The 13,043-nt window shown below is 64.2% G+C and carries 10 protein-coding genes and 1 pseudogene; 8 read left to right on the top strand and 3 right to left on the bottom strand.

The features are described from left to right. Both NKH90_RS16595 and NKH90_RS16590 read right to left on the bottom strand, forming a co-directional pair. Positions 1-568, bottom strand: a 568-nt coding sequence (locus tag NKH90_RS16595; protein WP_352820088.1) for a tyrosine-type recombinase/integrase, incomplete at its 3' end; no start/stop codon positions are given. A 252-nt stretch (positions 569-820) separates the two neighbouring features. Continuing rightward, complete coding sequence (locus tag NKH90_RS16590) at positions 821-4,195, bottom strand: hypothetical protein (protein ID WP_352766846.1); 3,375 nt, start codon at positions 4,193-4,195, stop codon at positions 821-823. Positions 4,196-4,291: 96 nt separating this feature from the next. Between NKH90_RS16590 and NKH90_RS16585 the strand changes: the two are divergent. Together NKH90_RS16585 and NKH90_RS16580 are read left to right on the top strand one after the other, a co-directional pair. Continuing rightward, positions 4,292-4,756 (top strand): annotated as a pseudogene (locus tag NKH90_RS16585) (peroxiredoxin); the annotation flags it as partial. A 142-nt stretch (positions 4,757-4,898) separates the two neighbouring features. After that, positions 4,899-6,191, top strand: coding sequence for a M23 family metallopeptidase (locus NKH90_RS16580; protein ID WP_352820087.1), 1,293 nt, complete (start codon positions 4,899-4,901; stop codon positions 6,189-6,191). 74 nt (positions 6,192-6,265) lie between these two features. Here the strand turns inward: NKH90_RS16580 and NKH90_RS16575 are convergent, their stop codons facing one another. Beyond that, positions 6,266-7,057 (bottom strand): alpha/beta fold hydrolase, encoded by a 792-nt coding sequence (locus NKH90_RS16575; protein WP_352777829.1) that lies wholly within the window; start codon positions 7,055-7,057, stop codon positions 6,266-6,268. A 325-nt stretch (positions 7,058-7,382) separates the two neighbouring features. Here NKH90_RS16575 and NKH90_RS16570 point away from each other — a divergent pair, with 325 nt between their 5' ends. The 6 genes from NKH90_RS16570 to NKH90_RS16545 all read left to right on the top strand — a co-directional run bounded on the left by NKH90_RS16570 (position 7,383) and on the right by NKH90_RS16545 (position 12,968). After that, positions 7,383-8,549, top strand: a complete 1,167-nt coding sequence (locus NKH90_RS16570) for an ROK family transcriptional regulator (protein ID WP_352471948.1) — start codon at positions 7,383-7,385, stop codon at positions 8,547-8,549. Beyond that, positions 8,546-9,310 (top strand): ATP-binding cassette domain-containing protein, encoded by a 765-nt coding sequence (locus NKH90_RS16565; RefSeq protein WP_352471950.1) that lies wholly within the window; start codon positions 8,546-8,548, stop codon positions 9,308-9,310. The genes NKH90_RS16570 and NKH90_RS16565 overlap by 4 nt, the downstream gene beginning before the upstream one ends. A 39-nt stretch (positions 9,311-9,349) precedes the next feature. Further along, positions 9,350-10,390 (top strand): sugar ABC transporter substrate-binding protein, encoded by a 1,041-nt coding sequence (locus NKH90_RS16560; RefSeq protein ID WP_352501557.1) that lies wholly within the window; start codon positions 9,350-9,352, stop codon positions 10,388-10,390. 162 nt (positions 10,391-10,552) lie between these two features. Further along, positions 10,553-11,548 (top strand): ABC transporter permease, encoded by a 996-nt coding sequence (locus NKH90_RS16555; protein WP_352471952.1) that lies wholly within the window; start codon positions 10,553-10,555, stop codon positions 11,546-11,548. Then, positions 11,545-12,315 carry an SDR family oxidoreductase gene (locus NKH90_RS16550; RefSeq protein WP_352471953.1) on the top strand — a complete coding sequence of 257 codons (771 nt, stop codon included), beginning with the start codon at positions 11,545-11,547 and terminating at the stop codon, positions 12,313-12,315. The genes NKH90_RS16555 and NKH90_RS16550 overlap by 4 nt, the downstream gene beginning before the upstream one ends. Further along, positions 12,312-12,968, top strand: coding sequence for a GNAT family N-acetyltransferase (locus tag NKH90_RS16545; RefSeq protein WP_352471954.1), 657 nt, complete (start codon positions 12,312-12,314; stop codon positions 12,966-12,968). The genes NKH90_RS16550 and NKH90_RS16545 overlap by 4 nt, the downstream gene beginning before the upstream one ends. Positions 12,969-13,043 lie beyond the last annotated feature (75 nt).

Here is a 13,043-nt window from a genome sequence, read left to right as displayed (position 1 = left end):
CTTCGCGCCACCACACCCGCAGCAGTTCCAAGAGTTGCGGCGAGAGCATGGCGTTGCGAACCTTGCGTCCTTTGCCCTGTTCGACGCGGATCAGCATGCGTGTGCTGTCGATATCATCGACCTTGAGGTGCGCGACCTCCGATACGCGCAGACCCGCGCCATAGGCGACACCGAGCGCGGCCTTGTACTTGATGCCAGGTGCTGCTTCGAGCAGCCGCGCCGCTTCCTCCACGCTCAGCACGTCCGGCAGCTTGCGTGGATGGCGCATGATCACCAGCACACGTGCCAGATCCCGCCGCTTCAGCGTCACCAGGAACAGGAACCGCAGTGCCGAGACCGCGCCATTGATCGTCGCAGGGCCGACGCCGCTCTCATGCTGATGCAGCTGGAATCGACGGATGTCCTCAGCCCTCGCAGTGTCGGGCGAGCGGCCAAGGAACACAGCGAAGCGCCGGACGTGACGAACGTAGTCTTGCTGGGTATGGGAGCCCAGGCCACGCATGAGCATGTCGTGCTGCATGCGCTGGCGAAGCGGAGAGATTGGTGCATCGGTCGACAGGGTAGCCATGGCGAGTTCCTCTCGTTGAAGGGAACTCCATGGTCAGATCGACCCCTCTACCCGCTCAAGTCAAAATGGCAGTCGCGCCATCTCAGAACGAGGCGCCCCTCCCGCGAAGCGGGTTCGTGCATTAGGCGCAAAGCGGCCATTTAGGCCCGGGCGGACGTCAGTCGCCTTTGGATCATGGGCGTGAATTCGCGGGGCGGACGAGCGGCCGCTTAAGATCAAAACTCGGTCGCTCGAGGTAATTGGGTTTTGACCTCACCGATACTCGAAGATCGACCTGAAAATCCCGGGCGCTATCACCGATAGCGGATTGACCTCCAGGTTCGGCTTGTTGGCGTTGCCCTTGAGCCTGTAGGTGACGCCGATCAGGCCGCGGTCGCGGCCGTTGCCGAGCAGTGCGCCGATCAGCGGCAGTTCGCCGAAGATGCGGTTTACGCCGTAGGCCGGCATGAACGTGCCGGTCATGTCCATATTGTTGTTCTGGTCGTAGAGCGTGCCCTGGAAGGTGGTGCCGATGCGCGAGCCGCGCAGCACGCCGTTGCGCAGCTTGAGATAGCCGCTGCCCTTATCGATCTCGCTGAAACCGCGCTCGAACTTCACCCTCGACGTGTCGAGATTGCCTTTGACCGCCTCGTTGAGGCTGCGGTTGTCGCCGGCCGGCGTCGTCGACACGATCGAGGCGAGCTTCGGCTCGTTGACGATAAAGAAGTTCTTGGCGTCGACCTGGCCTTTCATCGGACCGTCGCCGGCCCCGGTGAGCGCCAGCGTGATCGAGCCGCCTTCCATATGCTCGTAGATATTGAGGAAGCGCAGTATGGCGCCGGCGTCGGCCGACTTCATGTTGAGCGTGCGCAGGCCGCCGCCGGCCGTGTTGCTGATGGTGATGGCGGCTCCCGAACTTGCCGTGGCGCTCACCTTGAGCCCGTTCACCCGGGAGCCTGCGGCGCTGTAGTCGAGCTTCAGATTCGACAGCACCTCGTCGTGGAAGCCGGTCAGGGAGCTGACGTCGGCGCTGACCGAGATCGCATCGACGCCAGTGGTCTTGGTGGCGGTGTCGACATCGGACGTGAATTGCTTGATCAGCGAGCGTGCGTCCAGCGCGCTGCCGCTGACCTCGACCGCATAGGCCTTGCCCGACCGCTTCACCGAGACGGCGACGTCGTCGCCCCTGTTCAACGTGACCTTGCTGAATCGGGCCGAGGACAAGGCGCCGTTGACCAGCACGGCGCTGCCGTCGATGGAAAAGGTCTTGCCATCGAGTTCGAAATTGGAGAGCGTCGTGGTGTCGCCGGTCTTCGCCATGGCGAAGACGACCTTGGCGGGAATGCCGGGCCCCTTGCTCCAGCCGGCCCAGGGAATGTCCAGCCTGGCATTGGTCAGGTCGGCCGACACGTTCTGGTTGCCGCTACCGCTCTTGTCGATCGCCACCTTGATGGTTCCGGAAAGCAACGTCGACAGGCCAGGCATGGCGGTGGCGCGCGTCTTGTCGTCGAGCACCAGCGCCACTTTACGACTGCGTGGCGGGCCGCCATCCCTGAGCGGCTCGATCAGGTCGAGCTCGGCCGGAATGCCGTTGAGCAGCGCCTTGGCCGAGATCACCGCCCGGTCGGGCGCGACCGTGATCGAGCCGTCGGCATGGCTGACCGTCTGGCCCTCGAACGGCTTGCCCAGCGACAGGTCCTTGTAGTCGAGCGCCACCAGCCAATCGAGTTTGGAAGAGTCGACACCGGACTGCAGCGGAATATCGGCCTTGACGTGGCCGGTCACCGTGCCGGACAGGTCGTCCGGCAGTAGGCCGACATGGCGCATGGCGTTGATCGGGTCAAAGGATGCCAGCTCGGCGATTGCCGGCGCCTCGCCGGCGACATCGATGTCGAGCGCGCCGATCACCGGCGGATGGTTCGCCGCCTTGACGGTGAGCGTGCCGTTGCTCGCCGCCACCGTGCGGCCGCTCGGCATATAGACGCTGCCCGACGACAGCGCGACGTCGACGTCATTGCCGTGGAAGCCGACGACGCCGACGGCATCGCGGATCGGCGGAATGCGACCGGCCGTGTCGAAGCGCGATCCTTCGACCTGGAATCGGCCGAACACTTCATCGGCCGAAAGCGGCACGCCGTTGCCGAGCCGTCCGGGCACGACCTGGAACTGCAGGCTGCCATCGACGACGCGGCCGCCGAACAGGTTCTTGAGCACCCACAGCCTGGCATTGCGCGCCGAAAACCAGGGCCATAATTGCTTGACGTGCGAGACCGGCATGTCGTGGACATTGAGCGCCACCGATATGCCCGGCGCCTGGTTGGCGACGAATGAAACCGAAGCCGTGCCCAGCACTTCGCTGCCCGGTCCGGACCGGACGCCGATCTGCTCGGCGACCAGTTTTTGGCTCGTCGGCTGGTAGACGCCGGCAATACGGGCAATGAAGCTGAGCGCCGGCTCCGGCGAATCCGAAGGCGCCAGGGTCGAACCGTCGCTGGTCAGGTCGTAACGATAGGATGGCTCCTCGCCCGCTGCGCCGGTAGCCGGCTTCGGCCCGATCGAACCGGCGAAATCGAAGGTCGAGCGGCCGGTTTTCACCAGCAAACTGTCGACCTGGATTTTGTTCGACCCGGCGACGAGTGTTGCATCGAGATCGATGTCGGCCGGAAGCAGGCCGCGCGAACCGAGATCGAGGACCGATCCGGTCAGTGACAGGGCAGCGGTCAGCCGCGAACCGTTGTCGCCGGTCCCTTCCGACCCCGCCAGCTTCAAGGCGATCGCACCCAATTTGCCACCTGTCGCAGTGTCGGCGTCCGCTGCCTGGATGCTGGCGTCCAGCGTGGTGATGCGTCGCGTCGCCGGATCGCGGGTGGCGGAAGCGGCGATGGTAAGCGCCCTGCCGTCGACATCCGCGTCGGATGAAAACTCCATGCTTCCCGGTCCCGACTGCGAGACGGAGGCGTCGGCGATGGTGACCGACTTGACCGATCCGGTCTCGGGCAGTGCCAGCTCGACGTTGCGCAGATCGATCTGGCGCATCGAATCCTCGCGCACCGCGTCGAGCGCGCGGTTGAGGTTGGCGAAGACGGCGGCGGAAAGTTTTTCCGGATCGATGAGGCCGTCCTGGTTGCGCAGCTCGGCCGTCCAGTCGCCGCCGGACGGCATTGCCGCCATGACGATGTGCGCGTCGGAAATCCGGGCGCTGGTCAGCCGTACCTCGCCCGAAAGCAACGGGATCAGCCGGATGCCGAAGCGGACCCGGCCGGCATCGGCCATTGGTTTTCCGTCGGCGGTCTTGAGGCTGACGTCGCTGACCTGCAGCGCAATGAAGCTCGACCCGTCAAGCGTCAGCCGGGCCGGCCCGACGGCAACGTCGACATCGAAGCCGGCCAATCTCTCGATTGCCGTTTCGGCTTCCGCGCGAAGCCGCTCCGAGCCGAAGCCGGACACGCCGATCGCGTAGACGCCGGCGCCAGCCAGCAGCACAAGGGCGACAAGGCCGGCAAACAGCCGCGCCATCAAACGGACGCCGCGACCGATCGACGCCTGGCCGAGCGGCGGGACGCGGCACGCGGACGGAAAGGTTCCCAGGTCGGTGATCTCGTCACGCCTGAACCTGATCTTCTCGTGCTGCGGTAGCTCCTGATCCACGCAATCTTCCGTTGAAACGAATTCGATCGTGGACGAATCCCCGCTCGACATTATATCGATGCAGCCTGGCGCGTAACTTCAAACAAGGGCATCGGTATGGCTGACCTCGACGTGGGCGATGTTGCGCCGCAGTTCGATCTTCCGCGCGACGGCGGCGGTTCACTCAGCCTCGCCGCATTGCTGGGAAAACCCATCGTACTCTATTTCTACCCACAGGACGACACCACAAGCTGCACCAACGAGGCGATCGGCTTTTCGCAGTTGAAGCCGGAGTTCGAGAAGGCCGGCGCCGTCGTCATCGGGCTCTCGCCGGACAGCGTCAAGAAACACGACAAATTCAAGGCGAAATACGATCTGAGCGTCGACCTCGTCGCCGACGAAGAGCGCAAAGTGATCGAAGCTTACCGTTTGTGGGTGGAAAAGAAGCTCTACGGTCGCACCTATATGGGCGTCGAGCGGGCCACGTTCCTGATTGGCCGCGACGGACGCATCGCCAGGATCTGGCGCAACGTCCGCGTCAGGGGGCACGCCGAAGAAGTGCTGGAGGCGGTTCGCGCCCTTTTGAGAGCTGCGCCAGGCCGCTGTAATTCGATACCCGTTTTGCGCGAAGACCTTTGCCTGTCGTTCGATCCGGCAAAACTTTGTTAACCCTAATAATGTGTAATCAGGCTCGTCGTTGGTGTCGTAACGAAAGCTTGGTCCCGTGAACGTAGCCAGTCAGTCAGCGGTCTTCGGCAGACGCAGAGAGCCCCACACGGTCATCATCGCCCGGGGCGACCAGATAAGGCATTTCACCATACGCCCGTGGCTTGCGGCATTTTGCGGCTCGGCGCTGGCGGCGGTCGTCATCGGCTACCTGCTGGCGACCTCCTATCTGGTGCTGCGCGACGATCTGATCGGCGCCACGACGGCGCGGCAGGCGCGCATGCAGCAGGCCTACGAAGACCGCATCTCGGCACTGCGCAGCCAGGTCGACCGCATCACCAGCCGCCAGCTACTCGATCAGCAGCTGATGGAAACCAAGGTCAGCGAGCTGCTGGAGCGGCAGAGCCAGCTCAGCCTGCGTCACGGCCGCCTCGGCCCGATCCTCGAACGAGCCGAAAACGAGGTCGCAACGCCGCCGGTGCCGGCGGCAAAGCCGGACGAACATGCCGACGCGACCGGCAGCATCCAGCCGACGGCCTATTCCGTCGCCAGCCTTGCCGCCCCCCTTGCCGCTGCTGTGGGCGTTGACGACACCAGGCCGTTCTCGCTGTGGTCGACCCGCGCCGATCCGCTGCCGAGCGAAAGCGCGGCCGACCGGGCAGACAAGCTCTTCGTTTCGATCAACAACTCGCTGAAGGCCATCGAGAGCCAGCAGCTCACCCGCATCGCCACACTTGCCGACAATGCCTACAAAAGCGCCGACGCGATTTCGCAGGCGCTCGAGGCCGCCGGCCTGCCCGTCGACAGCGAATTCGAAAAGAGCGACGTCGGCGGCCCGCTGATACCACTCGACAGCTCGTTGGTCTTCGACAGCAAGGTCAAGGAGTTGGACGAGGCTCTTGACGCGCTGGATCATCTTAAAAAGGAAGCGCGCCGGCTGCCGCTCGCCAACCCCGCCCCCGGCCGCAGCGTCACCAGCCCGTTCGGCGTGCGCACCGACCCCATCCTCGGCACGGCCGCCTTGCATTCCGGCATGGATTTCAGGGCGCCGGTCGGTGTGCCGGCCAAGGTCACGGGAGGCGGCGTCGTCGTCAAGGCCGGCTGGAACGGCGGCTACGGCCGCATGATCGAGGTCGACCACGGCAACGGTTTTGTAACGCGTTACGGGCATCTCAGCGAAATCGACGTCGCCGTCGGCCAGAAGCTCGATGCCGGAGACGTCATCGGCAAGACCGGCAACAGCGGCCGCTCGACCGGCCCGCACCTGCACTACGAGGTCCGCCACAATGGCGAGGCGATCGATCCGCTGCGGTTCCTGACCGTCGGCAAGAAGGTCGAGCGGTATCTGTAGAGCCGGCGATTCATTCGGCGTGAAGCCTGTCGCGCGCCAACCGCCCGCCAGGCAATATCAGAGATAGATCGCTTTCAGCCCTCAGCAGCAGCCATGAACGCGCCGAGCCGCCGGTTGAACGGCTCACCGGTCTGCTGAACGCTGTGCCCCGCGCCGGCGATCACGGCACGATCGGCACCAAGCACGTTTTCGAGCACGTCGCAGACGGCGTCGAATGCTGCGCTGTGCCCGCCGGATACCACCAGTTTCGGGAACGGCGCATCGGCAAGTTGCCGAAGCGGAATTTCGGCCTCCCATGGCCCGCGTTCGACGACGAGCATGGCCGCGCCTTGCGCGAGCGGGGGCGGCAGCGGGTCTGGCAATTGTGTCGCCGAGCCGACCAGATGGAGGAATTGGCGCAAGAAAAGCGCGGGATCGTCGCGAGGTCCGCTTTGCCAGTGGGCCTTCAGGCGCGTCACGAGTTCATTGACGGCAACATCCCCGCGCGCAAGGTCAAAGGCCGGCGGCTCGATCACCGTGAGCGAACGGATTGCTCGCGGGCGCATCGCTGCTGCAAGAAGAGAGATGACGCCGCCATAGGAATGCCCGACCAGATGGACGCGGCTTTCGTCCCAGAGGTCATGCGTCCGATCGAGGAATCCGGCAACCAGTCTGGCGTCGACGACGAAATCCTCGCGTTCGGCAGGGGAACTTGATCCGTATCCGGGCCGGTCGACCACAACCAGCTTCCAGCGCTCCGCAAGCGGTAGCTGCGCGGACCATGTCATCATGCCGTTCGTGACGCTGCCGTGGACGAACAGAACCGGCGGCCCGTCGCCCCGCACCTCATAGCCGAGATCAATCCCGTCGAGGGTCAGCTTCGGCATCGCATCTCCTCCCGCAGACCGGCGAGAGGAAGCATGCTCCCCGCAACGGAAAGGCGCAACGAACTCCGATCCCTGGCCGGCTCACAGCCGGGTTCCGAAATGGGCTTCAGGGCGCTGATCGGAATGCCGGTCAAAGGTCATGCCTGGCGTCCCGTCCAGCTGGTGGCGCTTCATACTGGAAAATTGCCAGAGTTGGCCCATTCGTCGGCGGGCGCGAATTCGCCGGCGTTAGAAGGACCTTGGCCGCAGGCGAATTATTTTTGAATTCCATTTGACTGAATAAATGTTCGGTGCGAACCTCTGCTCTCTCGAGAGGGCGCCAGACATGGCATTGCGCGGGACCAATCAGGAGTTCGGGCGGCCGTATAACCGGCGCATCGTGCTCGAATCCATCCGCCTTCACGGGCCAATCGCTCGCGGCGATATTGCCAGGCGGGTCGGACTCACCGTGCAGACGGTGTCTACCATCGTTCGCGAGCTGGAAGAGCACGGTTACGTGTTGTCGCTGCGCGAAGAGCCCAAGGGGCGCGGCCTGCCACCGGCAACGCTGCGCATCAATCCGGAAGGCGGCTATGCCGTCGGCATCCACGTCACCCCGCTGGGCATCAATGCCGCCCTGATCAACCTAAGCGGCGATGTTATCGAGAGCACCTACCGCGAAGCCCCAAATGCAACGCCCGACCACGCTTTCGAGCTGATCGGCGCCATGGTGCTCGAGTTGACGGCATTGCGGCCCGGTGGCCGCGTTCTCGGCATCGGCATGGCGCTGCCCGGACCGTTCGGCGTGGAGTCCATGAGCTTTGTCGGCCCGACCACCATGACCGGCTGGAAGGATGTGGCGCTGCGCGAGCGGCTGGCCGCCTCGACCGGACTGCCGGCCTTTTTCGAAACCGATATGGCGGCGGCTGCTATCGGCGAGCGCCTCTACGGCCTCGGAACGGCGTATTCCGAGTATTACTATCTTTATTTCGGCGTCGGTCTCGGCGGCGTCATGGTGCATGACGGGGCGGCATTGCGCGGCGCCTGGGGAAACGCCGGTGAAATCGGCCACATTCCCGCAGTGCCGGGCGGGGAGCCCTGCCCGTGCGGCAATCGCGGCTGCCTCGAACGGTATCTCTCGCTCGAGGCGCTGCGGCGCCGCAACATCGCCGACGCCGAGTGGGTGAGCGAGATTGCACCGATCTTCCGCAACGCCGTCACCATCATCGAAAACCTGTTCGATCCCGAAACCATCATCCTCGGCGGGCTGGCGTCCACCGAGCTGCTCGAAAGGCTTGCCGGCGCGGCCGCGCACCTGCCCAATTCGGTCTCGGCGCGAAGCGATCGCACGACGCCCCGCGTCAGCGTCGCGCGCGGCGGCCAGCATGCGGTGTTGCGCGGCGCCGCCGCGCTTGCCGTTTCCGGGGTGCTTTCGCCGCGCTTCGGCCAGATCTTCACCGCCGAGCGCGAACGCGGGCGAGATCTCTTGCATAACAAGGGGATCGCGGCATGAGCGAACCGCTGCTGGTGCTCGACAACGTCGCCAAGAATTACGGCGCCATCGAAGCGCTGAAAGGCATCAGCTTTTCGATCGACAAGGGCGAAGTGGTGGCGCTTCTGGGCGACAACGGCGCCGGCAAATCGACGCTGGTCAAGATCATTGCCGGCGGCCTCGAGCCGACCTCCGGCCGCATGCTGTTCGAAGGCAAGGAATTCCTGGCCAAATCTCCCGCCGAGGCCAAGGCCGCGGGGATCGAGACGGTCTACCAGGACCTGTCGCTTTGCACCAATGTCGACGTGGTCGCCAATTTCTTCATGGGCCGCGAGATCACCAGGAAGGTTCTCGGCATTCCGGTGCTCGACGAGCGCGCGATGGAGCAGGTGGTGCAAAAGGCGCTGGCCAGCGCCGGCACCCGCATTCCCTCGCTTCGCACCAATGTCGAGCATCTTTCCGGCGGCCAGCGGCAGGCCATCGAGCTCAATCGGTTCGTGCATTTTGGCGGCAAGCTGGTGCTTCTCGACGAGCCGTTCGCGGCACTCGGCGTCGAGCAGACGCGGCGCGGCCTCGACATGATCCGCCAGGTGGCGAGCCAGGGCATCGGCGTCGTCATCATCACCCATATCATGCAACAGGCCTTCCAGGTCGCCGACCGGATCGTGGTGATCCGGCAAGGCGTCGTGGCGGGCGATGTCGCACGCAACAAAACAAGTCCCGACGCGGTGATCAACATGATCACCGGAGAGACGCTCGCCGGTGCCGGACCGGCGAACTGAGGGACAAATGAGGGGTCCGGCGCAAGAGGAGCGAACGACATGAAGAAAATACTTCTTTCCGTCTTCGGTATCCTGGCACTGGCCTTTGCCACGCTCACGCCGGCATTCGCCCAGTCCAAGGGCACCATCTACTACATGGTGCCGACATTGCTCGATGAGTTCCAGACCGGCTCGGTGAGCGCGCTGGAACTGTTCCTGAAGCAGGTCGGCTACGAGATGAAGACGTTGAACGCCGACAACAAGACCGACGCTCAGCAATCGCAGATGAACGACGTCATCGCGCTGAAGCCGGCGGCGATCATCCTTGCCGCCGTCGATTTCAATGCGCTGAAACCGTCGATCGAGGCGGCCCGTGCCGCCGGCATCCCGGTCGTCGAGTTCGACCGCCAGATCACCTCGACCCCGTCCGACTTCACCTCGGTGGCCGGAACCGTCGAGATCGGCTACGTCGCCGCCGACCAGGCACAAAAGCTCCTGACCGCGAAGAACGGCTCGGTGAAGGGAAAGATCCTGCAGGTGCTCGGCGATCCGGGCGATCCCTACACGCTCGACATCCAGAAGGGTTTCGAGGAGAAAATGAAGGCGTTCCCGGACGTCAAGATCATCTCGCTGCCGGCCATGCAATGGGAGGCCAGCAACGCCGGCACCATCGTTGCCGACCAGATGCTCGCCAACCCCGACATCGACCTGATCTTCAGCCATGCCGCGCATCTTTCGGTCGCTGCCGTCGCCTCGCTCGAGGCCGCCGGCAAGAAGCCGGGCGACGTCATGCTGATGAGCTCGAACGGCGCTCCGGTCGGCCTCGACCTGATCCGCAAGGGCTGGCTCAACGTCGAAGTCGAGCAGCCGCTCTACGCCCAGGCCGCGGCGGTCGCGATGTTCATGGACAAGGTGGTCAACAAGCAGGAGATCAAGCCCGGCGAATATGATGTGCTTGGCCTGAAATCAACCCTGACCAAGGAAGCGTGGGGACCGAACATCAAGATCCCCGGCGCTGCGATCACCAAGGAAAATGTCGATAACCCGGCCTTCTGGGGCAACATGAAGCCGCCGACCGAAACCATAAAGCCGGTCGAATAGCGAACTCGCCAGAAGCTCCGGGCCATGCCGGCCCGGAGCCCAGCCCTGCAGCCCCGGTGCGTTCGAACGGACGCGCACGGGAATGCTGCAGCAATTTTCAACCCCGCCTGATAGTCCGAAAACCGAGTGGTTTTTCGGGGTCGGCGCCAACCGGATCCTGAGATGAACCCCCGCACGCGCCAAACCCTCGAGTTCATCCTCGACAATCTTGTCTGGTTCATGCTGGTCTTCGTGCTGGTGGTCTTTTCCATCCTTATCCCGAACTATTTTCAGCTCGGCATCTTCGCCAACATCATCGAGGCGTCGAGCGTGCTCGGCGTAATGTCGATCGGCCTGGCGCTGGTCATCATCGCCGGCCATATGGACCTGTCGGTCGAATCGGTCGCGGCGCTCAGCGCCATGGCGGTCGGCATCCTGTTCTGCTCGTCGGGCATCGGCCTTGGCATCCAGTTGCAGCCGCAATGGCTGATGGTTCCGGTTTCGCTGCTCATCGCGCTTGCCGTCGGCGGCCTCATCGGCGCCTTCAACGGCGTCCTCGTGGTCAAGGTGAAGATGAGCGCCTTCATCATCACGCTGGCGTCATACATCTGGGTGCGCGGCCTGGTGCTGGTTATTTCCGGTGGCCGCTCGGCACAGGATCTGGCGCCGGCAATCCGCTGGTTCGCCATCCAGCGCCTGGGTGGCCTGCCGCTGACTGCCTGGATCGCCATTGCGTGCTTCGTGGTGTTCTCGCTGATCATGGCCAAGACGCCCTTTGGCCGGCACCTGGTCATGATCGGCGGCAACGAGACGGCGACCTTTCGCGCCGGCATCCGCGTCAACCGCAACCTGGTCATAGCCTTCGTTCTCGCCGGCGCCATCGCCGGCCTTGCCGGTTGGCTGCTGGCGATCCGTACCTCCGGCGCGACAGCTAATCTCGGCGTCGGCCTGTTGTTCAATGCCTTCGCCGCGGTCGTCATCGGCGGCGTCAGTCTGAAGGGCGGCGTCGGCACCTTGCCCGGCGTCTATGCCGGCGTGCTGCTGCTCTCGGCCATCAACACGGCGATCAATTTGATGGGCCTGCCGGCCAACTTCACCCAGGTGATCCATGGCCTGCTGGTGCTTGCCGCCGTGCTGCTCGATGCGTTCAAGCAGACGATACGCCAGAGGCTGGCATGACCGGCCGTCTGGAAGACAAAGTCGCGCTGATCGTCGGCAGCGCACGTGGCATCGGCAAGGGCATCGCGCAGCGTTTTGCCGAAGAGGGCGCGAAGCTGGTCCTGGCCGACACCGAGGCCGAGGCGGGGCAAGCGACCGCGAACGAACTCGGCGCCGCCTTCATCCGCACCGACATCTCGCAGATGGCCGATGCGCAAGCCGCCGTGGCGCTGGCCCTCGACCGTCACGGCCGACTCGACATCATGGTGCAGAATGCCGGCATCTATCCCTGGCAATTGCTGGAAAACACCAGTCCCGACGACTGGGACCGGGTCATGGCGGTGAACTTGCGCGGCAGCTTCATCGCTGCTCGCGCCTCACTGGTGCCAATGAAGGCACAGCATTTTGGCCGCATGCTGTTCACCTCCTCGATCACCGGCCCGCATGTCACCAGCCCCGGCCACGGCCATTATTCAGCGACCAAGGCCGGCATCAATGGGCTGATCCGTTCGGCTGCGCTCGAATTCTCGGGCTACGGCATTACGGTCAACGGCGTCGAGCCCGGCAACATCCTCACCGAAGGCATAGAGCAGCATCGCGGTGCGGCCTTCATCAAGAACATGGAAGACGCCATTCCGCTCGGCCGGCTCGGCAGCCCGCGCGACGTGGCCAACGCCTTCCTGTTTCTGGCCTCGGACGACGCCAGCTACATCACGGGCACGACCATCATCGTCGACGGCGGGCAGCTTTTGCCCGAGGGCAAGGATTTCCGGCTGCTGCCGCCATGATCCTCGATTTCGGCGGCGGTTTCTTCCTGCGCCGGGCGACCACCGCCGATCATGCAGCGCTTGCGATGATCTGTCTCAAGACCGGCGATGCCGGCAAGGATGCCAGCGGCCGCGAGGACGACCCGGACCTGCTCGGCCTCCTCTACACTATTCCCTACCAGGTGCTCGAACCCGATCTGGCCTTCATTATCGATAGCCCCACAGGTGCGGCCGGCTATCTGCTTGGCGCAGCCGATACGGGCGCTTTCAATGCCAGCCTGGCATCAGACTGGTATCCGGACCTGCAGCGGCGCGTGGTAGACCCGGGACCCGACAACTCGCGCTGGCGCGGCAGCGACTGGGCGCGGTACCGGATCCACCACCCCGATTTCGCTGTTCCGCCTGCGCTGGCGGCCTACCCGTCGCATGGCCATATCGACCTGTTGCCGCAAGCGCGCGGGAAAGGCATCGGCAGGCGCGCGATGGCCTTCCTCGAGCAGCGCCTTGCCGCGAGCGGCTCGACCGGCATCCACCTCGAAGTCATGCCGGAGAACGATGGTGCGCTAAGGTTTTATAGGACGATCGGATTTCGGGTGCTGCAGCACCCGGACCTGCCGATGCATTGCGTTTACATCGGAAAACGGCTTGCTCATCGGGCAGAAGCTGCACGCTGAGCCGCGGCAAGCAATCGCACAACCTGCATGGACACTGACCGGGAGGATTATGGAAGTACAATGCTGCGGTGCTGC

Origin of the sequence: Mesorhizobium sp. M0898 (assembly GCF_040319695.1) — a bacterium.
GTDB lineage: Bacteria > Pseudomonadota > Alphaproteobacteria > Rhizobiales > Rhizobiaceae > Mesorhizobium.
This window is presented reverse-complemented; position numbering and strand designations above follow the sequence as displayed.

What these genes read in the sequence shown, in the direction of transcription:
- NKH90_RS16555 (WP_352471952.1), top strand. Translation starts at nt 10,553, where the DNA reads ATGAACCCCCGCACGCGCCAAACCCTCGAGTTCATCCTCGACAATCTT.
- NKH90_RS16570 (WP_352471948.1), top strand. Translation starts at nt 7,383, where the DNA reads ATGGCATTGCGCGGGACCAATCAGGAGTTCGGGCGGCCGTATAACCGG.
- NKH90_RS16560 (WP_352501557.1), top strand. Translation starts at nt 9,350, where the DNA reads ATGAAGAAAATACTTCTTTCCGTCTTCGGTATCCTGGCACTGGCCTTT.
- NKH90_RS16550 (WP_352471953.1), top strand. Translation starts at nt 11,545, where the DNA reads ATGACCGGCCGTCTGGAAGACAAAGTCGCGCTGATCGTCGGCAGCGCA.
- NKH90_RS16545 (WP_352471954.1), top strand. Translation starts at nt 12,312, where the DNA reads ATGATCCTCGATTTCGGCGGCGGTTTCTTCCTGCGCCGGGCGACCACC.
- NKH90_RS16575 (WP_352777829.1), bottom strand. Translation starts at nt 7,057, where the DNA reads ATGCCGAAGCTGACCCTCGACGGGATTGATCTCGGCTATGAGGTGCGG.
- NKH90_RS16565 (WP_352471950.1), top strand. Translation starts at nt 8,546, where the DNA reads ATGAGCGAACCGCTGCTGGTGCTCGACAACGTCGCCAAGAATTACGGC.